Annotated in this window: 36 protein-coding genes and 1 pseudogene; 4 read left to right on the top strand and 33 right to left on the bottom strand. The window is 57.4% G+C overall.

Annotated features, from left to right (window positions below; translation table 11 throughout):
- Positions 1–3: 3 nt before the first annotated feature.
- From GTU76_RS15270 to GTU76_RS15200, 15 genes are all read right to left on the bottom strand, one after another.
- Positions 4–273, bottom strand: a complete 270-nt coding sequence (locus GTU76_RS15270; RefSeq protein WP_180699024.1) for a DUF1799 domain-containing protein — start codon at positions 271–273, stop codon at positions 4–6.
- A gap of 53 nt (positions 274–326) precedes the next feature.
- The gene (locus GTU76_RS15265) at positions 327–707 is read right to left on the bottom strand and encodes a phage tail assembly chaperone (protein ID WP_064116694.1); all 381 of its coding nucleotides are present in this window, start codon (positions 705–707) and stop codon (positions 327–329) included.
- Positions 708–716: 9 nt separating this feature from the next.
- On the bottom strand, positions 717–1,376 hold the full coding sequence (locus tag GTU76_RS15260; protein WP_180698971.1) for a phage tail protein: 660 nt from the start codon (positions 1,374–1,376) through the stop codon (positions 717–719).
- A 39-nt stretch (positions 1,377–1,415) separates the two neighbouring features.
- The gene (locus GTU76_RS15255; protein WP_180698970.1) at positions 1,416–1,844 is read right to left on the bottom strand and encodes a phage tail terminator-like protein; all 429 of its coding nucleotides are present in this window, start codon (positions 1,842–1,844) and stop codon (positions 1,416–1,418) included.
- The gene (locus GTU76_RS15250) at positions 1,841–2,437 is read right to left on the bottom strand and encodes a hypothetical protein (protein ID WP_180698969.1); all 597 of its coding nucleotides are present in this window, start codon (positions 2,435–2,437) and stop codon (positions 1,841–1,843) included. Before GTU76_RS15250 ends, GTU76_RS15255 begins: the two co-directional genes overlap by 4 nt.
- Positions 2,434–2,802: a hypothetical protein gene (locus GTU76_RS15245; protein WP_180698968.1), complete on the bottom strand. Its 369-nt coding sequence runs from the start codon at positions 2,800–2,802 to the stop codon at positions 2,434–2,436. Before GTU76_RS15245 ends, GTU76_RS15250 begins: the two co-directional genes overlap by 4 nt.
- 370 nt (positions 2,803–3,172) lie before the next feature.
- Entirely contained in the window at positions 3,173–3,676 is a 504-nt protein-coding gene (locus GTU76_RS15240; protein WP_180698967.1) for a DnaT-like ssDNA-binding protein, read from the bottom strand.
- 57 nt (positions 3,677–3,733) lie between these two features.
- A complete protein-coding gene (locus GTU76_RS15235) occupies positions 3,734–4,318 on the bottom strand; it encodes a hypothetical protein (RefSeq protein ID WP_180698966.1) in 585 nt (194 codons plus the stop codon).
- Positions 4,319–4,368: 50 nt separating this feature from the next.
- Positions 4,369–5,337 (bottom strand): major capsid protein, encoded by a 969-nt coding sequence (locus tag GTU76_RS15230; RefSeq protein ID WP_008431834.1) that lies wholly within the window; start codon positions 5,335–5,337, stop codon positions 4,369–4,371.
- Positions 5,338–5,348: 11 nt separating this feature from the next.
- Positions 5,349–6,056, bottom strand: coding sequence for a hypothetical protein (locus GTU76_RS15225; RefSeq protein WP_180698965.1), 708 nt, complete (start codon positions 6,054–6,056; stop codon positions 5,349–5,351).
- 86 nt (positions 6,057–6,142) lie between these two features.
- Positions 6,143–6,463: a hypothetical protein gene (locus GTU76_RS15220; RefSeq protein ID WP_180698964.1), complete on the bottom strand. Its 321-nt coding sequence runs from the start codon at positions 6,461–6,463 to the stop codon at positions 6,143–6,145.
- 27 nt (positions 6,464–6,490) lie between these two features.
- A complete protein-coding gene (locus GTU76_RS15215; protein WP_180698963.1) occupies positions 6,491–7,585 on the bottom strand; it encodes a minor capsid protein in 1,095 nt (364 codons plus the stop codon).
- Positions 7,560–9,023 carry a DUF4055 domain-containing protein gene (locus GTU76_RS15210; RefSeq protein ID WP_180698962.1) on the bottom strand — a complete coding sequence of 488 codons (1,464 nt, stop codon included), beginning with the start codon at positions 9,021–9,023 and terminating at the stop codon, positions 7,560–7,562. Before GTU76_RS15210 ends, GTU76_RS15215 begins: the two co-directional genes overlap by 26 nt.
- On the bottom strand, positions 9,023–10,510 hold the full coding sequence (locus GTU76_RS15205; protein WP_180698961.1) for a terminase large subunit: 1,488 nt from the start codon (positions 10,508–10,510) through the stop codon (positions 9,023–9,025). The genes GTU76_RS15210 and GTU76_RS15205 overlap by 1 nt, the downstream gene beginning before the upstream one ends.
- Before the next feature lies 1 nt (position 10,511).
- Positions 10,512–11,036, bottom strand: coding sequence for a hypothetical protein (locus tag GTU76_RS15200; RefSeq protein WP_180698960.1), 525 nt, complete (start codon positions 11,034–11,036; stop codon positions 10,512–10,514).
- Between the two features lie 96 nt (positions 11,037–11,132).
- On the opposite strand from GTU76_RS15200, the gene GTU76_RS15195 reads away from it, so the two are divergent.
- The gene (locus GTU76_RS15195) at positions 11,133–11,516 is read left to right on the top strand and encodes a hypothetical protein (protein WP_180698959.1); all 384 of its coding nucleotides are present in this window, start codon (positions 11,133–11,135) and stop codon (positions 11,514–11,516) included.
- 35 nt (positions 11,517–11,551) lie between these two features.
- Here GTU76_RS15195 and GTU76_RS15190 read toward each other — a convergent pair whose 3' ends face one another.
- From GTU76_RS15190 to GTU76_RS15100, 18 genes are all read right to left on the bottom strand, one after another.
- Positions 11,552–11,806 carry a hypothetical protein gene (locus GTU76_RS15190; RefSeq protein ID WP_180698958.1) on the bottom strand — a complete coding sequence of 85 codons (255 nt, stop codon included), beginning with the start codon at positions 11,804–11,806 and terminating at the stop codon, positions 11,552–11,554.
- The gene (locus GTU76_RS15185; protein WP_246376044.1) at positions 11,803–12,078 is read right to left on the bottom strand and encodes a hypothetical protein; all 276 of its coding nucleotides are present in this window, start codon (positions 12,076–12,078) and stop codon (positions 11,803–11,805) included. Before GTU76_RS15185 ends, GTU76_RS15190 begins: the two co-directional genes overlap by 4 nt.
- A gap of 57 nt (positions 12,079–12,135) precedes the next feature.
- On the bottom strand, positions 12,136–12,636 hold the full coding sequence (locus GTU76_RS15180; protein ID WP_180698957.1) for a DUF2514 family protein: 501 nt from the start codon (positions 12,634–12,636) through the stop codon (positions 12,136–12,138).
- On the bottom strand, positions 12,633–12,998 hold the full coding sequence (locus GTU76_RS15175; RefSeq protein ID WP_180698956.1) for a hypothetical protein: 366 nt from the start codon (positions 12,996–12,998) through the stop codon (positions 12,633–12,635). The genes GTU76_RS15180 and GTU76_RS15175 overlap by 4 nt, the downstream gene beginning before the upstream one ends.
- Positions 12,995–13,333 (bottom strand): MFS transporter, encoded by a 339-nt coding sequence (locus tag GTU76_RS15170; RefSeq protein ID WP_180698955.1) that lies wholly within the window; start codon positions 13,331–13,333, stop codon positions 12,995–12,997. Before GTU76_RS15170 ends, GTU76_RS15175 begins: the two co-directional genes overlap by 4 nt.
- Positions 13,334–13,498: 165 nt before the next feature.
- Positions 13,499–13,870, bottom strand: a complete 372-nt coding sequence (locus GTU76_RS15165; RefSeq protein WP_180698954.1) for a hypothetical protein — start codon at positions 13,868–13,870, stop codon at positions 13,499–13,501.
- 131 nt (positions 13,871–14,001) lie between these two features.
- Positions 14,002–14,547, bottom strand: coding sequence for a hypothetical protein (locus GTU76_RS15160; RefSeq protein ID WP_180698953.1), 546 nt, complete (start codon positions 14,545–14,547; stop codon positions 14,002–14,004).
- Positions 14,544–14,810, bottom strand: coding sequence for a hypothetical protein (locus GTU76_RS15155; RefSeq protein ID WP_095118661.1), 267 nt, complete (start codon positions 14,808–14,810; stop codon positions 14,544–14,546). The genes GTU76_RS15160 and GTU76_RS15155 overlap by 4 nt, the downstream gene beginning before the upstream one ends.
- Positions 14,807–15,412, bottom strand: a complete 606-nt coding sequence (locus tag GTU76_RS15150; protein ID WP_180698952.1) for a recombination protein NinG — start codon at positions 15,410–15,412, stop codon at positions 14,807–14,809. The genes GTU76_RS15155 and GTU76_RS15150 overlap by 4 nt, the downstream gene beginning before the upstream one ends.
- The gene (locus tag GTU76_RS15145) at positions 15,403–15,681 is read right to left on the bottom strand and encodes a hypothetical protein (RefSeq protein ID WP_180698896.1); all 279 of its coding nucleotides are present in this window, start codon (positions 15,679–15,681) and stop codon (positions 15,403–15,405) included. The genes GTU76_RS15150 and GTU76_RS15145 overlap by 10 nt, the downstream gene beginning before the upstream one ends.
- Positions 15,681–16,079, bottom strand: a complete 399-nt coding sequence (locus GTU76_RS15140) for a recombination protein NinB (RefSeq protein WP_180698951.1) — start codon at positions 16,077–16,079, stop codon at positions 15,681–15,683. The genes GTU76_RS15145 and GTU76_RS15140 overlap by 1 nt, the downstream gene beginning before the upstream one ends.
- Positions 16,076–16,552, bottom strand: a complete 477-nt coding sequence (locus GTU76_RS15135; RefSeq protein WP_180698950.1) for a hypothetical protein — start codon at positions 16,550–16,552, stop codon at positions 16,076–16,078. Before GTU76_RS15135 ends, GTU76_RS15140 begins: the two co-directional genes overlap by 4 nt.
- Positions 16,549–16,941 (bottom strand): hypothetical protein, encoded by a 393-nt coding sequence (locus GTU76_RS15130; RefSeq protein WP_180698949.1) that lies wholly within the window; start codon positions 16,939–16,941, stop codon positions 16,549–16,551. Before GTU76_RS15130 ends, GTU76_RS15135 begins: the two co-directional genes overlap by 4 nt.
- Position 16,942: 1 nt before the next feature.
- Complete coding sequence (locus GTU76_RS15125; RefSeq protein WP_180698948.1) at positions 16,943–17,749, bottom strand: ATP-binding protein; 807 nt, start codon at positions 17,747–17,749, stop codon at positions 16,943–16,945.
- The gene (locus GTU76_RS30025; protein WP_246376043.1) at positions 17,739–18,521 is read right to left on the bottom strand and encodes a hypothetical protein; all 783 of its coding nucleotides are present in this window, start codon (positions 18,519–18,521) and stop codon (positions 17,739–17,741) included. Before GTU76_RS30025 ends, GTU76_RS15125 begins: the two co-directional genes overlap by 11 nt.
- Positions 18,521–19,309: a Rha family transcriptional regulator gene (locus GTU76_RS15110; protein WP_180698947.1), complete on the bottom strand. Its 789-nt coding sequence runs from the start codon at positions 19,307–19,309 to the stop codon at positions 18,521–18,523. Before GTU76_RS15110 ends, GTU76_RS30025 begins: the two co-directional genes overlap by 1 nt.
- Positions 19,310–19,379: 70 nt before the next feature.
- Entirely contained in the window at positions 19,380–19,805 is a 426-nt protein-coding gene (locus tag GTU76_RS15105; RefSeq protein ID WP_034152712.1) for a phage regulatory CII family protein, read from the bottom strand.
- 84 nt (positions 19,806–19,889) lie between these two features.
- Positions 19,890–20,105 (bottom strand): helix-turn-helix domain-containing protein, encoded by a 216-nt coding sequence (locus GTU76_RS15100; RefSeq protein ID WP_025804620.1) that lies wholly within the window; start codon positions 20,103–20,105, stop codon positions 19,890–19,892.
- Positions 20,106–20,192: 87 nt separating this feature from the next.
- Between GTU76_RS15100 and GTU76_RS30020 the strand changes: the two are divergent.
- The 3 genes and pseudogenes from GTU76_RS30020 to GTU76_RS15085 all read left to right on the top strand — a co-directional run.
- Positions 20,193–20,447 (top strand): annotated as a pseudogene (locus GTU76_RS30020) (helix-turn-helix domain-containing protein); the annotation flags it as partial.
- Positions 20,448–20,601: 154 nt separating this feature from the next.
- Positions 20,602–21,063, top strand: a complete 462-nt coding sequence (locus GTU76_RS29895; protein ID WP_219342155.1) for a DUF6932 family protein — start codon at positions 20,602–20,604, stop codon at positions 21,061–21,063.
- A complete protein-coding gene (locus tag GTU76_RS15085) occupies positions 21,060–21,995 on the top strand; it encodes a hypothetical protein (protein ID WP_180698944.1) in 936 nt (311 codons plus the stop codon). The genes GTU76_RS29895 and GTU76_RS15085 overlap by 4 nt, the downstream gene beginning before the upstream one ends.
- Positions 21,996–22,048: the final 53 nt, after the last annotated feature.

Raw genomic sequence — 22,048 nt, 5'->3', positions numbered from 1 at the left:
TGGTTACGGGCTGTTTTCCCTTTCCTCCGCCATGACGCGCAGGGCTTCGCCTTCCAGCACCTGCAGGTCAGGAAAGATTTCAGCGAGTTTCTTTTTCTTTATTTCGAGGAAGCCGGCGACATCGCGAATGCAGTTGTAATCGAGACCGATCGGGCCACCGGTGCCGACCCGCCACTGTGTGGACATTCGGTTGAACAAGAGAAAGGCCGGCCAGTTGCATGGCCAGACCTCTACATCGTCACCAGACAAATCAGCAGCCGTCAGCCCGAGGATTGCCAACTGCTCAGCAGATGGTCCGCTTTCGTACAACGCCGCGGCGGCCGCCCTCAGTTTCCCAAGCGGGCCTGATTGAATGCGCTCTGATAGGCATTCACTACCGCTTCGGCAGTACCCTGGCATGACTTCACAAGGGCGAGGATGCTCTTGTCGTCGAACTTGTCATCGAAGCCCCAGCCCGCTACCAGATCCTTGATCTGCTGCACCTGATACTCGGTTTCGGCAGCAACGACATCCGATAATGTGGTGCCCTCCCCGAATCCCTCGCGCATTTCCTTCGCCTTCAGGTTCCATTCGTCGAACAGCGCGGCGAGTGCCGGGCGATCGCGATACTTGAAGGTGAACTCGATTGCCTCGGGCTCACACCCAACGACAGGGATGTGCACAAGTGCCCTGAACGTAGGGTTCTGAGCGATTCTGATCTTTGCCATGGGAAGTCCTTATGCGCCGGCCAGGTAACGGAGCGAGCGAGCCGAAAGCCCGATGCTGATAGTGCGCGTCATGACGTTGTTTCGCTCCATCGTCGGATCAGGAGTGATGCTCACATAACCCGGGTAGAGGATCTGATCGCCGTTACGCAACTTCATCCGCACGACGGCCAGCTCTTTGGTGTCATCGAAGCCTTCGACAATCTCGACGTATTGAGCGGTCGGCTGATCCTCCACCACGATAGTGATCGTGGTCGGGTTGCGGTTGGTTGGAAACTGCTTGTCGTCGTCATCCTCCAGGTAGCCGACAGTTTGGTATTGCTGCTCACCGCCGGAGGATGTGAAGGACGTAACTTTCGAGATTTGCGTCCATCCGGACACCGAGATCACTGAGCCGGAACCCGCACCTACAGTGAATTTATCGGTGTTGGTGGTATTGAGACCGGCCAGCGCAAATGCATCAGCGGTAACGCCGGACGCTTTTACTGCGCGGTCATTGATCAGCGCCCAGCCGGAGTTGATCAGCAAAACGTCGCCATTTTCGATGTCATGCCCTACAGAAGCAGCGACCGGCGGTTTCGCATTGGTCAAAGCAGTAAAAGAGACGGCGGATCCCATAACGCTGGCGATCTCCAGCACAGCGCCGTTCGGCAGCGGGAAGCGTGCGGCCATGGTGTGTTTCCTCTTGAGTGCCCGCCTGACGGCGGTAGGTTATGCCCCAGCGGGCGGTTGGTCTGCGACACCTGCATAGGTGAAGCTGGTCGGGACCGTATAGGTCGCCGACTCTGTGATGGTTGGCCCCTGATCTACTGGTTCCGTGATGAGGCCATCGAACCCGTTGCGGGCCAGTGGCGTGTCTACGCGAAAGAGTCGTGTCAGCTCTTCAACAAGCGTCTCTGCGGTGGCCATGGCCTGGGCAGACGGACAAACAATGCTGATCTGATAGACGCCGGCGTACTCGTAGGCGTCCCCGCCGAGATAACGGCAAGTGGTGCTGGCTGGTAGCTGGAAGGCCCGCAGATAGGTTTCAGATGGATTTGGCGTGAAAGGCTGATTTGAGTAGACCACTCGTACTGGACGCGCAGCCGACCATGCGGCCAGCTTCGTTTCGATGGCCTGACGGGCGCGTGCGTGACTCATACCTGATTATTCCTGATGGCCTCCTGCACGATCTGCTGGAAGCGAGCCACGGTTACCCGAACCATGCCGCCGGGTGCCTGGGTGGAATGGCCGAACTCAAGCGGGATCGCATAGGGCAAGTTGTTGATGATGTATGCCATCTGGCCGGCAGTGAAGTCGCTCATCGCGGCAACCAGCGCGGCGGTAGTCTCGGCGCCGCTCGGGTCAACCTCGTCGAAGGTGACGCTTTCGACCACACCGAGGGAAATATGCCAGTTCGCGCGGAACCGGCCGCCGACGTAGCCTTCGGGCGCCTTGATGTCCATGCCGTCGTTGAGCTTGCGGCCCTTCTTCAGTCTGCCGCCCTTCGTGAGGTTGGCCGGGTCACTGCGCAAAGCGCTATTGTGGTCGTCTACAGCCTTATTGTACTGGGCTGCGACAGCGTTCTGCGCCCAGATCTCCGGGTTGCCCACTGGAGACATGCGGATCAGGCTGCTGCCGACCTCGATGATGATCTCGCGCACACTGGCGTCGATGGCTTCGCTTGTCTGCGCGGCAAACTCGGCAAGGCTCAGAGCGAAGCTGCCGGATTGACCAGCGCCTGCGCGGCTCATGCCCTCACCTGGAGCTCGTAAAGGATCGCTGTCCCGGCGGGATTCACTTCTTTCAACGGCGGCACAATTGACCAGGTGCGCCCCTGAATGATCACCTTGTTCAGCAGATCCGGAACCCACTCCAGCCCCTGCGCGGCGATCTTCAGTTTCTTGTCGCCCTGCTTGATGAGGCTGTTGTTCTGGAATTCGATACCGGTGAAGTCGAGCAGGATGCCCAGGGCGGTTTGCTCGATGGGTGTGTCAGGCGCTGCGCCGCCGATATCGGGGTCATACTCGCCCGGCTCCGCCTTGCTAATGGTCACGGGCTGGCCGAACTCTGTGATCATCTCCAGAGCCATCACGGCCATTTCGTCGTAAAAGGCCATGAGGGCTCCAAAATTAAAATAATGCTCTATTTCGCGGCTAGCTTGAGACGCTCCGACTCACGACCTAGGGCAAACATAAAAAATTGAACCGTTCTCTCTCGATGAGCTTCGCCAGTGTTCACGGTCCTATACCCGAGCCCGGAGTACTCAAGATCAGGAGTCTTGAACCACTTTTCAAAATCATCCAAATGGTCTTCAACAATCCTTCCTTCGATTGCAACTTCTCTTTGCCGAAAATCTGTATGCGGCTTTGTCAGTAAACTGACGAGAAATTCAACTGCTTCCTGGTGTCTCAACATTAAACGTCTCCCTCGTTATTACCAGAAGAGCTCTGGATGCCGGGCTCATTTTGTAATTACGAGGAAAATTGTCAAGCGCGAACAGCGAACAGACCGCGCTTCTTTAGGTAGTCAGCAAACTGTGTTGCACTCGGTCGATCCGGCGCCGCCGGCAACAGTCGGCCACTGGTGTTCGGGATCGTCGCGTACTCGCGAGTGACCGCGCCCTCGACACGCTCAAGCGTTACCGCGCCTTTGCGCTTCTCGATCGGATCAACGTCGTCGGTGTGGATCTCGGCAGCCAGTGCCATCTGGCCGTACTGGATTCGCGCCGGCAGGTAGTTGTCAGGCTTGATCTCGTAGTCCAACTCAACGCCGCGGCGTGGCCAGGACAGGGCCTGTTCGCTTTTGGACTTTCGCCCTTTCCACGTCATGCCATCCATTGCCAGCGCGGCCCGGCGCAGCAGCGCTTCCTGTGCTGGCACATTTGCTGGGATGACCACGCCGAACTTCACGGCGTACATGGCCAAGTCCTCGGCGGATGCGTAGCTTTCGGCGTCAGGCTTACTGGTACCGTCCTCAATGATGAGAGTCATGAATCAGCTCGCTGTGATGTTTTGGATCGGATGCCACGTCACCGGGCACCCGGACTGTTACGCCTGCTGCAGATCAGCTACTGCCTTTTCCAGCGATTCTACCGAAGCATTTGCCCGATACGTCACGTTGGCAGCGTCGAGTTGCGCTTTGAGGTTCGCGATCTTTTCAGCATTGTCGACCGGCTCCGCTGTCGCCTTGAGGCGTTCGACTTCAGCGCGGAGCAAATCAACCTCGCCCGCCAGACCATCGCGTTCGCCCTCGATGGTGACGACACCTTCGTGAATGGCCTTGAGTGCATGGAACAGGCGGATAGGCAGCTCGCCGGCGCCAGGGTGTTCCAGTTCAGTCAGACCTTCGGCGGCTTCGATCAGCAACACGATGCCGTCGCGCTCCGCATTCAGCTTGCCAATCAGCTCTTGCAACGCAGCGCCGTCAAAATCACCGCTATCGGCGATCAATAGCACCGATGCCGAATCAACCTGTCGCACCGTCACTTCTGGCACATCCTCAGCCTCGTCGTCACGGCTTTCAGTGGCGTTCGCGTCAACAATGCGCAGGCCGTTTTGCTTGGCCAGCGCCTTCACATCTTCCTGGTACTGATGGAATGGACCGGGCAAGTACCAGATGTTTTTGTTGCTCATGATCATTACCTCGTCAAGCCGGGCACACCGCCCGGCTCAACATTCAGGGGTTACTTGGAGGCATCACCGATCAGAGCCACACCGGCGGTGTGCTTGATGCTGGTAGCAGTCTTGTCCCAGTTGGTACCGGTCGCCAGCTCGGCGTCGGTCGGAGACTTGCCGCCGGTGGTGGTGTCCCAGGTGTAACCCTTCAGACCCAAGCCGAAGGTGTAATCGGTTTGGAGCGTGGTTTCGATGCGCTCCTTGCCGTTGGTGGTCTGGACGTTGCTGATGATGTCGCGGCCGTCGTGGACCAGCGCAGCGCCTTGCACCAAGGAGAGGATGATTTCCTTGTTCGGGGTGCCGGCCTGCATCAGCGCAGGGGCATCCGTCACAACGGAGATCTTGCCGAGGATGTCCACCACGCGAACGTTGCCCGCCTGGAACAGCTGCTGCTGGTTCGCCAGGTTCTGGCCGACCAACTTGTGGTAGCTGGTGCCCTGCATCACCTGGGTGACCAAGTTCTGACTCGCGTCACCGAACTTCGCATGAGCGTTGTTCAGGCCGGCGTAGGTGATGCCTGCGGTCGCCGACACATCGTTGACTGCGGCGGCTTGGGCGGTGATCGCTGCAACCAGTGCCGCGATCGCAGTGTTCAACTGGTCCTTCAGCAGGATTTCAGCGAACGCGCGGCTCGCGACTTCAATACCTTGCGCGGTTGGGCGCTCCAGCCAGGTCATCTGCGATGGCTCATATCGAATCGGGCCGAAGCCGCCGGCGACCTTCACCGAAGTGTTCTTCAGCTCGGTCAGGTCGGTGGCAGCAACGGCGGCGTTAGCGCTGTAGCGGTCTACGCGGCGCTGGGCAGCAGCAAGAGTCTGGAAAAACGACTCTTGGAGGAAGTCACCAGTGAAGCCGTCCGGGGACAGCACAATAGCGCCCCGGCTCGCAGCGTTGAACGCGGCGAGATATTGATCCAGCGTCTCGAGAGTCGCCGGCATGATGTATTCGTTGAAAACCTGCATTTGCGACAGGGACATGAGTTATTTCCTTACGATTGAGGGAGATCTGGGAACCGGCTTGCGATTGCAGCCGTGCGTTCCTCTTTGGTACCGCCGATTTTTCCTTTCGGGGCCCCGCCCCCACCACCTGCACCGCCGGCCCCGCCGCCCGATGCCTTACTGCCCGCGATCAGCGGCGCGAACGCCGCGTCATTCGCGATTTCTGCTTTCAGCTCATCCAGCGTTGCCGCTGAGAGCTTGCCCTGTGCGTCGAGGACGACCACAACAGGCTTCCCGTCGCGCTGCTCAACGCTCAGACGGCGTTCGATGTGCGGCAACAGGGCTTTTGCGCTGCCTTGCACTGCCAGTGCAGACGCGATATCAGTAGCGGTACGGCCAACAGTCAGATCCCGGATCTGCCCGCTCAGCGTTCCACGCTCCTGTTCCAGCATGCCGTTTAGCTCAGCTTCGCGGCGGTTGAATTTTTCAGTCCAGGACCGTTCGAGCTCTTCGACGTTGCCGGACTTGCGAGCGGCCTCTTCGCGCTCTTGGCGTGCGGTGTCTTCGGCCTCGCGTGCCTTCCGTTCAATCTCTTTCTTTTCAGCCAGCAGTTCTGCGTTTTTGGCCTTCAGGCCCGACACATCTTCTTGCTGCGGCAGACCTTCAATGCCGAGTACGAACTTGCCGTCCTTCTCGGTGTAAAGAGCGCGCACGGCTTCATCTACCCCTTCTAGGGTATCCAGTTGGAATTTCAGCATTGGTTGTCTCCCAGAGACTTAGGTGCAGGCCCTGCCTGCGGGCATAAAAAAACCCGCCGAAGCGGGTCTGTCTTTTTCATCTGTTATTAGATGTATGTCATTCGTATAACTTCAGCAATACGAGCCCCATACGGTTTCTGTCCGTCAGCCTTTATAACCAAGTCATCCAGCCCTTCCCCAAGCTTTTTGGCTTTGTCAAGAAGATCAGGAAATGCGGCAACAAATAAAATAATTTCCTTGGACTCATTATCCAGTCTTCCGGCGGCAATTGCTTTCTGAACAATCCCGCTAAGCATTGCCAATTGATTTAAAGCTGCCGGACAATTATTTGCGTCAATTGCGCACTCGAAATAGTAAATACAGAGTCCAACGTCATATTTTTCGGAGACTTTCAGGCTGTAAATCATGATTGACTTCATAGTGAACGGTAGATCTTATGACCCTATCAAACCCGCACGTTCGAATGCTAGAGGCTCAAGCGCCTTCATCTGCACAAGCGACAGCGGTGCAAAGTTTCGATCAAGCTGCAGTTCGGCAAAACGCTCTACGCTCAAACCACCTTCGCGAAACAACTTCGCCCGAACCGGGCCGATAGCCTTGTCCTGAAACGCTGCTGGTTGTTGCTTAAGCCAGTCGTAGTAGCTGAGGTCTGCTCTAACCTGTTGCGCGCCGCTATCGCCGACGGATGCCCGAGTGGCTCCCTCGGCGAACAGCGCGCTGAAGCGAGTCACCGCTACCACCGTCGAACGGCAATTGATGTGGATCGGCGGCCGCGGCCCTTCGGTCAGCTTGAAACGGCGCTTGTCGAGCGTCCGGCACTGGCTGGTCGTCTTCGAATCCAGTGTGCTGACCCACTCCACCGACGGCACGACATCAGAGTTCGCTTTCAGCGTCTCCATGCGCGCCTGGGTGGCGACGTGCTGCACTGCCGTCCGCACGATCGCACCGGCATTTCGATTGGTCGTGGCCAGGATGCCGTCGTTGTACTTGAGCGCCTTGGTCCCACGAATATTCTTGATGATCTGGAAGTTGGTTTGGCCTTCGAAGAAGCCCTGCCGAATCGCGCCAGTGAGGCGTTGCCGCTCGGTAGCGGTGAAGCCATCAATGAACGACTTGAGCAGCTTGCCGCCGTCCGCGCCGCGCACGCTGAGTGGATTTGTCAGGATTGCTGCCCTGATTGCCGCCGCACCAGGCACCGCCGCATCGAACGAGACTCCGACCGGTGCCGCCCGGGTCAGGCTGGTTGCTTCAAATTCGGCCTCGTAGTTGGCGATATCGACCAGGTCGAGGCTCAGCTTTTCGCTGTACCGATCGAAGATGCCCAGCAGCAGGCTATCGACTTCGCTCAGCAGCCGCTCCAGGCGGGCGACGGTGTAATCCGTCAGATCCGCCCGGGTCAGCCGTTCACGGATCGAGCGGTCGATCTCCTTGAGGAATGGCGCGAACTTCGCCACCTCCCCCGACTTCAGTTGCTCAAGGAAGACGGCGTGCCGAATCGTGGCATCAAGGATCGCTTGGTTTGCCGCCATTTAGGTTTGCCTCGTCGTCGTCATCCAGATCCGGCCCGGTGCTTTGCGCTTCGAGTTCACCCCGAATTTCATCATCCGTTTTCTCTGGGTTGATCACGCCTCGATCACGCAGGTACTGCCAGAAGTCGCCTTCAGGTAGCTTGCCGCCTTGCACTGCGTTGAACAGTGCTGCCAGGATCGTCGCGTCCAGAGTGATCTGGCTGAAGTCCTGATTGAGTTTGTAGACCACCTCACCGGTGGCATTCACGAACTCAGCCATCCATGTCAGGCACTGGCTGTAAGCCTCGCTGACGTTGCTGACCACCAGCGAGAGAACGCTGTGTTCTGCTGCGCTGTCGTTGTCGGCCTGGGTTGCCGTCTTCACCGCACTTCCACGCTCAATCAGCCGGGCACCGAGGGACACCATGTCCTGTTTCTTGGCGTCCATCGCCTCTTTCACAAGCGTGTTCGGCTCAGGCTGAGCAAAGCCGCACGACCCATTGGCCGGCAATGTAAGCGGCGCCCTGGAGCCGACATAAATGCCGTTCTCCTCAAGGTGATCGCGCCAGGCTTCGTCCAGCCCCGAGATCCAGAACTGCGGCTGGCCGGAAAACCATACCGAATCCTCATAGTCCGCACTGTTGCAGTAATGGCCGATGTTCAGCACAGCCATGTCGTATAGCGGCGCGTCGTCGATGCTGGTGTCGTTGTTCTCGCTGCCGAGAAAGTGAAACGGGATGATCCGCCAAGGCTGGCCGGCGCCGTTCAGTGGAGTGAAAGGGGGGGTAATCATAGCCGTTTGGCTTGAACCCTCTTCCCACACCTCCTGCGTGTATACGCCGGTTTCATCCAGGCGAAGCACTCGGTATTGGGTAATCTTTTCGCTACCGAAGCCATCATCGGTATCGACATCCACGGATTCCTGCAGCACCACCAAGCTCAGCAGGTGCTGACCGCCAACTTTGCGGGTTTTCCAGTTCCTGATCGACTCAGCTGGGTAGCTTGCAACACTCGCTCGAGCGCGTCCGGCCTGCTCGTCCGCTTTGCTCACCGTGCCCGCCTGCACAGCGACGTAATCCACCAGCAATCCGTGTCGACCAACTTCGAGCAGGTGCCCAATGACCGATTGTGATTGCTGGTAAACGCTTACGCCCTGCCCGTCGATATCCGCAGACACGTAATCGAGCGCGCCGGGGACAGTGAGGGTTGGCCAAGTGCGGAACACCGCGCCGACCAAGCTGTGTTTCGTACGCCCCGTAGCGTTGTAAAACACGGCCCGCTGCTTGTAGGACTTGTACCGCTCGACGTTTTCCCGGCTGGTGTCGTGATGGTTGGGCTTCGGCAAATACACATCGCCGCGAGCCTTTACAGTCTCTGAACCCTTGCACACGTCGCGCACCAGCCGCCAACGGGACTGTGCCGCGTCGTATTCCGGGCGGGTGTAGGTGACGTCTGCCATTAGCGTGCGAATCCCATTTTGATTGATTTGACCGGCTTCCTTGCGCTCTTGGAGACAGCGAAGTACCGGAAGGCGTCGGAGCCGTGAGACGTCCAGTCGTGCAGCGGTTTGTCTTTCCAGCAGCCGCGCTTGTCGTCCCACTCCTTGCGATAGTTCTCAAGGCACGCAATGCCCTCCTCGCACTTGGATTCGTCGAAGGCGCACTTGGGAAGGATCTCGCGAGCCTGCTCAATGCCGTCGTTGATACCGAGCTTGGGAACGACCTGGAACGTCATGCTGTACTTCTGCCCGTCGATCTCGTAGCCCTCGCGGGCCAGCTCGCGGCGGGTTTTGGCATCGCTGCCAAACTCGCGGTTGTCGATGTCGTGCGGCCCCCAGTGCTCGGAGTAGGTGTAGCCCTTGTCCTTAAGCACCTTCATGTAATGCCGCAGGCCTTCGCCGGAGTTCTCGTAGTAATCGATGATGTGGTATTGCTCGCCGACCTGACGCACGAACCAGATGGCCGTGGAGTCGCCGACGCCGATGTCCCAGAAGGTCATCACCGGCAGGTGGCTGTTGTCTGGCAGCGTGCCGATGCGCTGAGCGGCGTAAAGCTTGGTGAACTGCTGGGCGTAGTAGGCGCCTTCAATCGACTGCTGGAAGGCTTCGGCCGGGATCGACGGGTATTCCCGCTTCATGTCGTCGCCGAGGGTCTTTTCCTTGGCGGCGTACCAGGCGCGCTGGCCCGGGTTCGTGTCGATGCCGTGTTTCGCGAACAACTCGTTGAAGTAGTCGGTCAGGCGCTGCGGGATGACCGCCTCAGTCGGATCGAGCCAGTAGGCCTTGTTCTTCCACCAGCTGAAGAAGAAAAACTTCCAGTCCAGCTTGCCGAGCGGCGTACCGGACAGCAGTTGCTTCTCGGCGCTCTGTGAGTAGTCGAAGAAGTAGCCCGCCCGGCCCTCTGCCGTCGATTCAATCGTGACGAAGCAATCGGTGGCGACAGCCTCGAAGGCGCCGGTGACGATCTCTCTGGCCTTGTGGGGAAACTTGGCGCAGATCTTCCCGAACTCGGATACGTGCAGATACCGTAGAGTCCCGCCCCGGAAGGACGTGGACACGTAGAGCGATCCGCCTTTGCTGAACACAAGCTCACCAGCAGCATCGTTAGAAGCAGGATTGGCGGCGCGTATCTCTTTAGGCAGGTTGTCGTAGGCATATTTGACCTTCTCCCGGAACAGGCGCTTGGCGTCGTTCAGGGTGTGGGCGATCAGCGCGCACTTCGCCGACTCGAACAGTGCGGCGTCCAGCTGGATGATGCAGCACTCAGTCGTGAAGCCGAGCTGCCGAGCCTTCAGGATGATGTTGCGGGTATGCATCCCATCGAAGTATTCAATCTGCTCGTCCGTCATCCGGAAGCGGACTTTCTTGCCCTGCTTGTCGGTGATGAAGTAAAGATTGTTCAACCGCCAACGCTTATCCCGGAGCAGCTTCATGTGCTCGGGCTTCATGTCAGGCGTCCTTCGATAGTTCATCCATCATTGCGGCCAGAGTGTCGACTGTCTTGTCACCCTCTTCCGTGTCGAGGTTGTAGGCCTGGCGTTCGCCCTTGATGACCTTGAGCTGAGCATCGACGCCTGCGTTGAGCGATCGGGAGAAGTCGCCGATGTTGTCTTCGGTCACCTCGATGTCTTGCAGCGCATCACGTAGCTTGTTCGAGATGGAGCGCCACTGCGCAAGATCCACGCGGTGAGCCAGCACAACGGAAGCCGCCTCTGTTGCAGCCTCCTCGACGATTTGCGCATCTTCACGCACATCACGCTGCGTGACGTCACTGCGTGAAGCTTTGCGTGAAAGCTTTTCTTTCGTTGCGGTGCGTACCTGCTCAGTGAGGTCACGCAACCAGCCATGCTTCTTTGCTCTGCTGCGTATCGTGCCTTCGTTGGTGTCGAACTTGTCACCGATGGCACGCAGGGAAAGCAGACCAGCCCGGTAGGCTCGTTCGATCGCCTCCCAGTCGGATTGCTTGGTTGTCATGAGTGTGTATTCCCTTTTGGTGCAAGTATCATCTGCGCGCCGGCGTAGCGAGACCTAGCCCGGCAAACGCCATAATCAATCACAGGAGAAAAGGTAATGGATAACAACGGCGCCCTTTGGCTCATAGCGCAGGTTTTGTCTGCAGCGAGCCTCTCAATGGAAGAAGGGATGACAGCCCCTAACAACCGCGACCTACCGCTAGCAAGAGAGCTGGCAGCCAAATGCGGGACCGTCCTAAAGAAGCACGAGATAGCCGTTTTTGCCATCACTGAGACTGGATCAAAAGTACAGCTTCCGGCCAGCCATGATGTCATTAGAGGCAGGGAGCGCTACTCAAAGATCATTGCAGAGACACCCGGGAGTCAGTTTGAAATTGATATAGGCACAATCACGATGCACTCAACCCAGTTTATGCCCGGAATCTGGGAGCGCTCCGAACTGAATCAGGCCCTCGCAAAGGCGTTCCGGCTCGTCGGATGAGCATGTAATGTGTGCCGCATTTACCTGCGGCACACCTACCCTTCCCCGCCGTCGAGCAGCACATCAATCAGCTTCTGCTCACCCAGACGCATCGCACCCAGGCATTGCAGGTCGTCGCACTTGGGCCCTAGCCCGAACACCGTCACTTCGCCTTTCGGTCCTATAAGGGTCAGCGCGCCTACGGTGCATTCCGGATGCACGCCAGCATCAAGGTCGTCAGCGATCTTGCGCAGTGTCTTCGCAGCGTCTCGCCATCCTTCCCGCTTGAAGTCGATGAGCTTGGCGGTCATGCGCTTACCTTCTGCAGCCATTCTTCAATGATGCGCTGCACTACCGGCTCGGTGAGGATGGTGGAAGGCTGCTGACCGTCGATCACTGACTGGATCAGCGCGCGCGGGATGACGTGAGGCCCGTCACTGGATACCACCATCAGGTGCGGGCGCTGGTCCGCAAGATGGTGAATCTCGGCCGGCTTGAAAACTGCGCATCGCACACAGTGCCCGCAGCCTGTGCCGAGTTTCATGTCGCCGCGGCAGGTTGGGCTGGTATATCCGTTACTCATGGCTCTCTCCTTTTAGTGTCGCGACACAATTTGCAGACTCGCGAAACGTGTCGCGACCTACCTGCTCTTCTGTGCGGCGGCGTATGCGGCCTCACACACAAATCCGGCTATTCGGCTTCGATCAAGCGCTTCTGCCAGCCTTCCCGCTTCTTCGTCAGCGCTTCTACGCAGGTCGGCGAGCAGAACGGTAAGGTCGGCTCTTGCCTGGCTTCCGCTGGCAACCTCGGCAGCACAAGACTTTCGCTTGGCGAGGAGTTCGGTGATTTGTTGCTGCAGGCTGCGAGCCCGGTTATCAGCAACAGCAACGGCAGCCGATACATGCTGAGTCTTGGCTTTCGCATCGTCGGAGACTCGATTGATGTCATTGGTGATCTCGCGCTGAAGACGGAGAGTGTTGGCGAGCGAATCCACACGGGCGGTTGCAGTGTCGCGCTCGGCGGTGATGGCTGCTCGATCGTCCTTCACGCTATCCAGACGGATCGCGAGATAACAGATTGAGCCCGCAGCGGCGAGAACAACCCACAGCCAGATTGGTATCAGCCGAATGAGTCCGCTCAAGGGTGCTTCCTATCTGGAGCCTCTCCAGATTTACCTGTCACGATCGGGCGGTCGCAGCCCATGCAGTGTTCGCAGTTCATGGTGCGGCACAGCCAAGCTTTCACCCTCAGCCACCAGATGACCATGAAGATGTGTCGCAGACCTGCGAGCGCAAGCGATACGTGCAACGTAATCCCGGCGGTGGTCGGCCCCATCATGAAGATGTTCTGCTCTCGGCTCATCACGACAAAACCGCTGATGGCGATCGCCGAATAGATCAGCTTTCCAATGACACCGTCCCGCACTCGTCCGCTAAGAACACACCAGCTCGCCCAGAAGGCAATCAAGCCGCAGGCGATGGAGTTGATCAGTTCAAGATTCATGGTGGATTGCCTCCCCCGAACCGCTGGCGAATAAGCGCCCAGAGGTCAGCGGCTTTGATGGCTCGGTTGATGGCTGCCAGTAGTGAGCCGCCGAAGGTGCCGAGAAGGAAGCCGACGCCGATGACGATATTTGGCTCTGTTACGCCGAGATATGCCGTCACCATTCCGGTGAGATACACGGCACAAGCCAGACCAGTAACCAGAAAAAACAGCCAGGCGCGCCAGTCGGCAAGATCGTCTTTGTGCCACCAACTTGCGACGACAGCGCCGATCAGTCCTGCAATCAGCAATTCAAGCCTGTCGAACTTGTCGAGCAGGCGCTGCAATAACTCCATGCGCTCGACTCCGTGGGTGCATGTTGAATAGATCGGCGTCCGCTGCACTCCCAGCTCGGGGCAATGGGTGTGGGGAGCCGAAAACGAAAAAGCCCCGGCAAATGCCGAGGCTCAAAGAAGTGTTTAAAGCAAAAATCCCGACTCAACGGTCGGGACTTCTAAAACTCAAGCGACTTGCAACAGGGCTTCCTGAATCGACTTGATATCAATTGGCACATCACCATGCTCAAATTTGGCGAGGACATCCCTACGGCAAAGCGCCTGATACAGCTCCTCTCCGAAGGCGGTGCGCTCCATAGCGCCTAAAATCGCAATTGCGCCACCTCGCACACCAGCGGGGCGAATTAGATCAGCCTCCTGCATTTCTTCAGCGAACAACTCGGCAGCATCCGAAATCTCATTAAAGCTCTGGTTCAAGTTACAACCGGATCTTTTCAAGTCCCAGTAATACGTGGTGCCGATCAGCCCTGGCATGTGGGACTGGTTGCCGCCCGTTGCGCCAGCCAAGAGACGCCTGATTAACTCCCAAACTTCCATGTAAAACTCCGCAGATCGAATACGAAAAACCCAGCTCATTAGCTGGGTTTTATGTGTCAATCCCTAACGCGCAAGATCGACAGGATGGATAAATACTCTCTCACTTTCTCAATCATTGCAATGGCTTTTTGCTACGCCGCACAACTTTCGATCAAGCCCTCCGCGTCAAGCAGCTCTTGTGCCGCTGTGAGTGCTTCGTTCACCTGATCATCCAGCGCCTTCCGGATCGATGATCTCCACCGGTACCGGGTCGATTCAGGCTTGCCGTCGTTGTCCCAGTTAGTGATGTCATACCAAGCCGCAGGCAACACCGTGCAGGAGCGTTTCCCATCCGTACCGCCAACTTGCGGAATAGCCCACGTCAGCACTGCACACTCCCTGAACCGTTGCGGCGCCGGCGACCTCACTGTGTTCAGCAGCTCAAGGATCGCGCTGTGCTTTCGCTCTTCGTGCGTTGAATACTTCGCTACCAGTGCACGCCAGTGTGCCGGCGAAAGTGACTTGTGCAGACGGCCGAACACCCAGCAATCTTGGAGCAGTGCCGCCTCTTTGCCGACGATCTCCCCTTTCTGCTTGGCGCACTGCACCTTCGGCTCAAAATCGCAGCCTCCAGCAGAGCTAATTGTCTCAGCGGCCAGCGCGCGGACCACGGCGGAAATCACGTTGCGATAGGTCATGCTGCGGCCCTCCGAGCCAGTTTATGTCCGCACTTTTTGCAGCGATCCCAGTTACCCGGTTCGAACATTGGCATCTTGTCCGTGCTCACAGTGTCGATCCCGCAGAGCGACCGCCAGAAATAAGCGCGACCATGAGCGGTGACGGCTGCGTACGCCTTCTCTTGGTTGAAGTAATGTGCTTTGCCGGTGATGGGAAACATCGGCTTGAGCCAGCCCTTCGAAGGTCTGCTGGCGCCACCGGTTATTTGCGCAACTTGCGTCATGCTGCAGCCCTCTTCATTTCTCGGGTCTTGGCCCGGTATTCGGCCTTGATGGCCTTCAGATCGTCGGTGGTGTACTTGCGCACGCTCTGGTCAGATTCCAATGCGTCGACCGCTTCTTGTCCGATGCGCGCGATCAGGCCTATCCGATAATCCACGGCGTTACCCGATAGGAATCGGTTGTCCTGCTTGCTCTGTGCATGGCAATTGCGCTCATCGAATCGCAAGTGCGGGGCGGAACCGACGCTTCGGTAATGCCCTGCGTCTACAGCGTTACCGCTCCAGTCCAACGGCTTCCCGCTGGAGATGCATAGGTGGCGGGCAGCCTGGTCACGCGCACGGATGTAGGCGTTGAACGCTTGCTGGGCCTCACGCATGTGGTCGCCGCGCGACTTCAGCTTCTCCTTGCGCACCTGGATCTCGCGGCGGTCACGCTGGGCGATGGCCTTGCGGGCTTTCTCGGCGTTTGCCGGCGCCATGGCGAGCGCACACTTCGGACTGCACACCGCCTGGCCCAAGCGCTGCGGCGGAAAGCTGATGCCGCACGCTGGGTTCTTGCACTTCTTCGGCTTTGGAGCCTTCTTCTCCTTGAGGGCTACGCGCATGGCTCGGCCTCCTTGGCTTTCTGCTGTTCTGGGGTGAGGTCGCCGCGCAGCGGCAGCAAGTGCTCCGGACGGAAGAAACCACCGCCGGCCTCGCCGTCTCGATAGACAACCCAGCCATCAAACTTTGGCGTAAACAGGCGTCCATCAGGTTCTTGAGCGGTCTGCCCTTTGCGCAGGAACATGTCGAGTTTCACCGTGGTCATTGCGGCGAAACCGAAGCTGGAAATGAGAGTGAGCGCCAGGTCGCCCGACCTGAAGTAGTGGTTCATCAGTAGCGCCCTCCCCACTTGTCCTGCTCAGTCCAGCGAACGTCATGCTCGGCGCCGAAGGCATGCATCAGCTCGAACAGATCGCTGAACCACTTCTGCGACTGCTTGCGGGTCGATACGGCCATCACGACGAAGCCACCGTCGAGGCCAGGCTCCGCACGCTGCTTCTCCAACGAGGCACCGAAAAGGCACTTCCAGTCTTCACTGGTCAGCTTCTTGCCGTGCCAGATCACCTGGTCGGAAACGTCCTTGAGCATTGCCCACATCTTGCGGTTGCAGACGTCAGGGCGCTTCTCGTCCTTGATGACCACGATCTTGGGTTTGGTGAAGTCGGTTGCGTGCAGGACGCCCATTAGACGGCTGATATCGCGCTGGCTGCGGATTGCGAACTCGTTCATGCCGCAACCTCCGTCACCATAGCGTTCGTGTATTTCTCCACCAGGTGGGAACGTGAGACGAACGCATCGACGACGAACCCTCCGAGATCGATTGCGAGCGGATCACCGCTGCCCTGGCCGCGCGGCACGTAATATTTGCGATCCTCGCGGCCCTGGACCGGGTCGATCACGAAGTAACCCTCATCGGTCACCTCGATCAGGATCTGGTGATTGCCAGCCTCGATATTGAGCGACGGCGCCGTGCAGAGATAAACGCCCTCGTCCGCCAGGGGCGGATTGTCGACACTGAAAAACGCCGTGTATTTGATCCCGAGGTATTCGAGCATTTCGCGCATGGTCAGCTCGCCCTCGCGGTATGGCTTGTGCAGCTCATCGATGACCTCGGCAGCAGGTCGACCGGCAAGCATCGCAAGGCACGTTGAAACGCAACTCACCGGACACGGTTGCATCTGTCGAACGATCAGTGGATTCATGGCTGCACCGCCTTGCTCATTGCAGTATCGACGAGCACATCCAAGTCATCACCGGTCATACCGGTAGCGTGCGGGCCTATCCATTCGACGACTTCGATGTAGCCACTGTGCCCGTGCTGAAGCCAGCGGTAGCGCTCGGCATCTTTGCGCAGCGCCTCGTTCTCTCCGATCAGCCGATTGCGGACGTTGCAGGCCGTTGCATACGCCTCTTCGAATGCAGTAAGTCGCTCGTTCTCGGCCAGCAGTTCCAGCGCCACCTCCTCCACGGTTTTTTCACCGAGGAATTCACCGAGTGCCTCAGCGTTCTGCTTCAACTCCCCGCAGTCAGCCTTCCAGGAGGCGACTTCACTCCACAGCAGCTTCTGGAGTTTTTGTTTGTCGATACTCATGTCAGAACCCCTCCTTGCCGCGTTGAGATTCCCACTCGAACGGCACCACAATCATTCCGCCCTCGCGCAGACGGTCGACGCAGCGATCGCCCATTGCGGCCGGCAACTGGCTGGCTTCGAGGTTGGAGATCACCACCGTGGGGCGCTCCTGCTCGTACCGGCCGTTGATGATTGCGAACAGGGTCGTCAGCTCAAAGTCGCTCGGCTGCTCCTTGCTCACGCCTACCTCGTCCAGCACCAGCAGATCGGGATCGATAAGGCTCGAGAGAATCTCGGCCTCGCTGCGTTCGCTGTGCTTGTCGTACGTGGAACGGATCGCCTGAAGAATTGCGCCGACAGTGCGGTACACGGCCGTGCGCGACGTGTTGTGAAGTAGCTCGTTGGCCATGCCGGCCCCAAGGTGGGTTTTCCCAGTGCCGGGCTTGCCGATCAGCACCATGCAGCGACCCGTTTTCAGGATATCGTCAAAGATCTGCACGTAGTGCTGGCAGAACCGGAGGGCTTTGCGCTGGCCTTCGTTCTCGGCCTGGTAGTTGCCCAGGGTGCGAGTGGTGAAGCGTTTCGGGATCAGTGCGTCGCCCAGCTTGCGAGCGAGGGACATGCGCAGTTCCATCGCCTTGTTGGCCTTCTCGGCAGCCTCAGATTTCTCGCGGGCGATACGGCTGCATTCGGGGCAGTTGCTTTTCAGCTCTCGGCCCAGCACTGCATAGACCTTCTGTTCGTAGGCGCCGTGGGTTTCGCACTCAGCGGGCTGGATGCGAGTGCCCGGTGGCAGTTCTGGAGTGGCTTGAACTGGTTCAGAGCGCATAGCTGCCATCCTCCCGCTGCTTCAATCCGGAGGTGTAATCGCGTTCGGCGAAGCCAGTGTGGCGGGATTGCGGGAACGGGTGCACGTTGCTGGCGACCTTGTCCGGGAAGATGCCGGTCCAGCCGTTGGAGATCGACGTGGCGAGAACCTGATCCGGCGCGGCATGACCCAGCAACGCCTTGGCCTGCTGCTCACAGCTCTTAGCGGTCAGCGGCTTGCGGATTTCCTTGCGGTGCTGGCACCAGTCGGCCCACGCCTTTCCGGACACGTTCTCGGGCTTGGCTGTGAGGGGATCGAATTTGCCAGACTTCGCGGGTGCGCCAGCACCATGCTTTTGATCTTGCTCTGTCTTCTCTTCTCTTCTCTTCTCTTCTCTGGTCCGCGTTTTGTCCGCATCGCTTGCGGACACATTGCGGACAGAGTTGTTTTTGCGGTCGTTACGCTTGCGCTCGCTGTCGTTGGCCCGGCGCTTTGCACTGGCGCCGTTGTGCTCGTCAAAGCGAGGCATTACAAGGCTTCCATCGTCCTGCACGGACGCCCACTCCACTTCGATCATGGCCTGAGTGAAACCGGGCCAGCCAACCACGGCATCCATCGCATCGACACTGTAACCGTGCAGTACGCCGTCGTCGGAATGGGTGTCGAAGATGCTCCACGCAACGTGCAGTCCGCCAATGATCCGAAGTCTGTCCGCTTTCAATGCGGACACCATGCGGAAAACTTTTGGATGTGTCTGAAGGTCAATTCGCATTTTGATCCAGTCCCCGGCCATTACGCGGCCCTCAGTGCTTTGTCATGAGTGAAAAGCCCGTCCCAGGTCTTCTTCATTGGCAGCTCGCCGGCCAGGTACAGGTCGTACAGGCGCGCGGCGCCCTTCTTGAGCAGAACTGGCGTGAAGGAAACGAACGGCTCTTTGCCGTGGGGAGTGACTTCGTGCTGATGCTCGGTCATGTACTTGTCGCGGGCGTAAGACGCCACACGAAAGCGCAAGCCGGATTTGCTCTCGTTGTAGAGCCAGTTGCGGCCTTCGAGAAACTTGCCCACCTGCATGACGTTGACCCCATTGAGGCCCTTGCAGAATTGGGTGTGGGTCATCCCTTCCTTGAACAGGTTTTCCATGGAATGGATCTTCGAGGCCTGCGCTTCGACCTGGATGGTCAGCTGTAGACGCTGCTGTTCCGCCTCGAAAGCGAGCTGAATGAGGTCCATGCGGGACAGTTCGCGCGGCTGGGCGATCTTCCCTTCAAGCTCGCGCCACCGGCGGACAACTGCCAAACGCATCTTGGCGCTGTAACCGGTCAGCAGGGTGTCAGTCATTTCCCGATCGAGGCTGAAGCACGGAAGACTGCGGCCCGTGCCATCTTTGTACTGGGCTGAAAACTCAGCCGAGTCAATTTCCAGTTCAGAGAACATCGAACGGATGTCAGCCAGAACGTTTTTGTGCAGTTTTCCTGTCAGCTCGGCGATTTCCACCGAGGACATTGTTTGAGACACGTTTTTCGAATCCTGAAAACGTGTCGCGACATGTCCGGTATTGTCCCGTTGTGTTTGTGCGTGCATAATCGGCTCCACTTGTTTTACCGCTGTTGAAAAAGCCGACCTCGTACGTCGGCTTTTTTGTGTCTGAAATTCAGGCCGCCTTCACGGATTGCTTGAACACTTCCAAGCTGACGATCACCTCCTCAGCCTCCTTAAGCAGGCTCGTTTTCTCGACCGAGCAGACTCGCCCATCAGCCTGTGCGTCGAACGCAAGACGGGTAACGTCGGCAAGATCGGCATGCAGTCGCAGAAGTGCGGCGTTGAGATTGATGCCTTCCGGCTTTTCCTTCGGAACCAGGTCGAAACCGAACGCCTCCGCCCATGCTTTGAGCGGACGGAAGTCCTGAGTGAACTTCATGATCCGATGCAGCTCTTCCACGTTCATGCGGTGGGTGTCGTAGTCCGGGTTTGCCTTCTGGGAAAGAAGCGTCCGTGACTTGAAGTCCGCGCCTTCGGCAATTTTCTTGGTGCCATGGTCGTCAACCACGTCGTAGATCGCCTTCATCAATTCCTGCATGTAACACCTCGAAATTCTTTACGTGGCGCCCTGCTGATACAGGGGCGATCATTTGCTCAATGGATCGGCGGACAGGGATTTCGCTTAGGCGGCCATCTCAGCCCAAGGAAACGACGGGCACAGGGACTCTTTTTTGAAAGCACCTTCGGTCAACGCCTCCGCTCGCTTGGCAATAACTGGAGACATACCGTGCTTACCCCGAACCCAGCCGGAAACGGTGCTTTGATCCACCTTAAGTTTTTCGGCGGTGGCCTCTTGAGTGCCGAAGTAGTCAACGAGGCCCTTATAAATTGCGTTCATGACGCCCCTCCATACGGGAATACCCATATAGTAGGTTATGGGAATACCGATTTGCAAGGGTATGGGCGTACCCGTAATACTCGCGGGATGGAATTCAAAGACCGTTTAAAAGCCGCAAGGCGCCACGCAAAGCTTGGACAGATCGCTCTCGCGGAGAAGGTTGGGATCAACCAGACTTCGATCTCAGACCTTGAGAGAGGGAAATCCAAGGGGACCGCTTACACCGCGCAGCTTGCCGCTGCCTGCGGCGTATCTGCTATCTGGCTTGCTGACGGTACGGGCGAAATGCTCGATCTTTCTCGCAGCCAAGGCGGTGCCGGGGCAGATAGGCCTCCATTGGGTGGCGACTCAGCGCGCGCATATCAGCAGCAAAAGTACGAAGAAGCAGCCCCTGCACACCGCCAGGCGGTGGATGAGATCGCGGACAAGATGCTTGGCATCTCCGAGGCTCAGGCGCTGAGACTGAAAAAGGCCATGGAGTTGCTGCTGCAGACCGATGAACCTAATCAAAGTTGATTTCCCTCCCTTGCTGGGTCGGGGCATCCATGAGATCTCGCTATCAGACCTCAGGTCGCTAGTCGTAGATGGATTCCCCGATTCAAGACGTAGGCCTGCTCTATTTGAATGCCTACTAACGTACCTTGAGCTTCTGCGCGACCTCGGCCTTGTAGCTGACGTCTGGATTGATGGCTCATTCATGTGCAACAAGCACGAGCCAGAAGACATCGATATGGTCGTGCTGTACGACCCTGCCGTGGTCCGAGATCTGTCAGATGCAAACTGGAACGCCGTGAACGACCTCCTCACCACCGAATATGCAAAAGCTCGCTTCAACCTCGACGTTCACGCTGTAAGCGGGGATGACGAGGAAGGCACGGCCTTTTGGTTTCAAAAATTCGGAACTCAGCGTGATGAGATCACTCCCAAGGGCCTGGCACTACTGAGGCTGACTCCATGACAGAGCAAGAGAAAAGAATTGACTGGCTTGAACGCCAGCTTGCTCAGGTAAGGGCTTTTGTCGCTCGCGATAAGGCTCGCCTTGAGAATAGCCCTGGCGATAAATCGTACAGGCTGTCCTTATCGTCTTGGGAAAGCCAAAGAGATGAACTCCTGCAAGAATTGAGAGTGGCTAAAGAGTCCCTCAAAAAAGAAGTTGTAGAGTTGCGTCTTACTGGATGGAGATTAGACGGCAGCATACCTTTGCGGCTGCTTACGCTCGTCTCTAACAAGTTCCATAGTGCAATAGGCTTTGCAGCCTATCACTTAAGATATGGTCAGGATCCTCATAGAGGAATACCCGACAATTTATCAGATGAACTAGATATAAGATTATCAAACCTTGCACCGGGATCTACTCGCTTATTATTTGCTGGCAGTCTAACTCCTGATGCAATGGGGGACGTAATCTTAGAAAGCACTCTTGAGATGATATTCAAACTGCTTTTGGACCCGTCTCCGGATCAAGTCAAGGAACTCGTATCCGTTATAGGCGTTAGGGCTACAAGAGAGCTTTGTGATTTGCTCAAGGAATTGGAAAAGCGAGATATAGGCGCCGAGTTGACGTGGCCCTCCCCTAACTCCGACATACATAAATGGGGCGGAACACTAGACAGCGTAAGACTAGCAAGACAAAGGCTATCTATAGTTAGCAAAATAAAACCAGAGACCGTTAAGCTTATTGGCAGGGTTGCTGTTCTTAATGAATCAGGCTCAATCATATTAAGAGCTGACAACGGTTCAAAAATAAAAGTTGAATACAACAAGCAACAGTATAATCACGCCCAGCAATACACCCTTGGCATGAATGTAGAACTCAAAGCTTTGCAATACACAACCCGCGACGAAATAACACAAAAAGAGCATTCGACTTATAAATTAATAACGGAATAGATCCGTTCTCAATCTGAAAACCAAGACCCGGGCAACCGGGTCTTTTCACGTCA

The sequence above is a fragment of the Pseudomonas crudilactis genome, assembly GCF_013433315.1.
Taxonomy (GTDB): Bacteria; Pseudomonadota; Gammaproteobacteria; order Pseudomonadales; family Pseudomonadaceae; genus Aquipseudomonas; species Aquipseudomonas crudilactis.
The sequence above is the reverse complement of the archived record's forward strand: the minus strand, read 5'-3'. Positions and strand labels throughout refer to the sequence as shown.

Coding starts and splice junctions, on each gene's coding strand:
- GTU76_RS15265 (WP_064116694.1), bottom strand. CDS start 707: ATGGCAAAGATCAGAATCGCTCAGAACCCTACGTTCAGGGCACTTGTG.
- GTU76_RS15260 (WP_180698971.1), bottom strand. CDS start 1,376: ATGGCCGCACGCTTCCCGCTGCCGAACGGCGCTGTGCTGGAGATCGCC.
- GTU76_RS15255 (WP_180698970.1), bottom strand. CDS start 1,844: ATGAGTCACGCACGCGCCCGTCAGGCCATCGAAACGAAGCTGGCCGCA.
- GTU76_RS15250 (WP_180698969.1), bottom strand. CDS start 2,437: ATGAGCCGCGCAGGCGCTGGTCAATCCGGCAGCTTCGCTCTGAGCCTT.
- GTU76_RS15245 (WP_180698968.1), bottom strand. CDS start 2,802: ATGGCCTTTTACGACGAAATGGCCGTGATGGCTCTGGAGATGATCACA.
- GTU76_RS15240 (WP_180698967.1), bottom strand. CDS start 3,676: ATGACTCTCATCATTGAGGACGGTACCAGTAAGCCTGACGCCGAAAGC.
- GTU76_RS15235 (WP_180698966.1), bottom strand. CDS start 4,318: ATGAGCAACAAAAACATCTGGTACTTGCCCGGTCCATTCCATCAGTAC.
- GTU76_RS15230 (WP_008431834.1), bottom strand. CDS start 5,337: ATGTCCCTGTCGCAAATGCAGGTTTTCAACGAATACATCATGCCGGCG.
- GTU76_RS15225 (WP_180698965.1), bottom strand. CDS start 6,056: ATGCTGAAATTCCAACTGGATACCCTAGAAGGGGTAGATGAAGCCGTG.
- GTU76_RS15220 (WP_180698964.1), bottom strand. CDS start 6,463: ATGATTTACAGCCTGAAAGTCTCCGAAAAATATGACGTTGGACTCTGT.
- GTU76_RS15215 (WP_180698963.1), bottom strand. CDS start 7,585: ATGGCGGCAAACCAAGCGATCCTTGATGCCACGATTCGGCACGCCGTC.
- GTU76_RS15210 (WP_180698962.1), bottom strand. CDS start 9,023: ATGGCAGACGTCACCTACACCCGCCCGGAATACGACGCGGCACAGTCC.
- GTU76_RS15205 (WP_180698961.1), bottom strand. CDS start 10,510: ATGAAGCCCGAGCACATGAAGCTGCTCCGGGATAAGCGTTGGCGGTTG.
- GTU76_RS15200 (WP_180698960.1), bottom strand. CDS start 11,036: ATGACAACCAAGCAATCCGACTGGGAGGCGATCGAACGAGCCTACCGG.
- GTU76_RS15195 (WP_180698959.1), top strand. CDS start 11,133: ATGGATAACAACGGCGCCCTTTGGCTCATAGCGCAGGTTTTGTCTGCA.
- GTU76_RS15190 (WP_180698958.1), bottom strand. CDS start 11,806: ATGACCGCCAAGCTCATCGACTTCAAGCGGGAAGGATGGCGAGACGCT.
- GTU76_RS15185 (WP_246376044.1), bottom strand. CDS start 12,078: ATGAGTAACGGATATACCAGCCCAACCTGCCGCGGCGACATGAAACTC.
- GTU76_RS15175 (WP_180698956.1), bottom strand. CDS start 12,998: ATGAATCTTGAACTGATCAACTCCATCGCCTGCGGCTTGATTGCCTTC.
- GTU76_RS15170 (WP_180698955.1), bottom strand. CDS start 13,333: ATGGAGTTATTGCAGCGCCTGCTCGACAAGTTCGACAGGCTTGAATTG.
- GTU76_RS15165 (WP_180698954.1), bottom strand. CDS start 13,870: ATGGAAGTTTGGGAGTTAATCAGGCGTCTCTTGGCTGGCGCAACGGGC.
- GTU76_RS15160 (WP_180698953.1), bottom strand. CDS start 14,547: ATGACCTATCGCAACGTGATTTCCGCCGTGGTCCGCGCGCTGGCCGCT.
- GTU76_RS15155 (WP_095118661.1), bottom strand. CDS start 14,810: ATGACGCAAGTTGCGCAAATAACCGGTGGCGCCAGCAGACCTTCGAAG.
- GTU76_RS15150 (WP_180698952.1), bottom strand. CDS start 15,412: ATGCGCGTAGCCCTCAAGGAGAAGAAGGCTCCAAAGCCGAAGAAGTGC.
- GTU76_RS15145 (WP_180698896.1), bottom strand. CDS start 15,681: ATGAACCACTACTTCAGGTCGGGCGACCTGGCGCTCACTCTCATTTCC.
- GTU76_RS15140 (WP_180698951.1), bottom strand. CDS start 16,079: ATGAACGAGTTCGCAATCCGCAGCCAGCGCGATATCAGCCGTCTAATG.
- GTU76_RS15135 (WP_180698950.1), bottom strand. CDS start 16,552: ATGAATCCACTGATCGTTCGACAGATGCAACCGTGTCCGGTGAGTTGC.
- GTU76_RS15130 (WP_180698949.1), bottom strand. CDS start 16,941: ATGAGTATCGACAAACAAAAACTCCAGAAGCTGCTGTGGAGTGAAGTC.
- GTU76_RS15125 (WP_180698948.1), bottom strand. CDS start 17,749: ATGCGCTCTGAACCAGTTCAAGCCACTCCAGAACTGCCACCGGGCACT.
- GTU76_RS30025 (WP_246376043.1), bottom strand. CDS start 18,521: ATGGCCGGGGACTGGATCAAAATGCGAATTGACCTTCAGACACATCCA.
- GTU76_RS15110 (WP_180698947.1), bottom strand. CDS start 19,309: ATGCACGCACAAACACAACGGGACAATACCGGACATGTCGCGACACGT.
- GTU76_RS15105 (WP_034152712.1), bottom strand. CDS start 19,805: ATGCAGGAATTGATGAAGGCGATCTACGACGTGGTTGACGACCATGGC.
- GTU76_RS15100 (WP_025804620.1), bottom strand. CDS start 20,105: ATGAACGCAATTTATAAGGGCCTCGTTGACTACTTCGGCACTCAAGAG.
- GTU76_RS29895 (WP_219342155.1), top strand. CDS start 20,602: ATGAACCTAATCAAAGTTGATTTCCCTCCCTTGCTGGGTCGGGGCATC.
- GTU76_RS15085 (WP_180698944.1), top strand. CDS start 21,060: ATGACAGAGCAAGAGAAAAGAATTGACTGGCTTGAACGCCAGCTTGCT.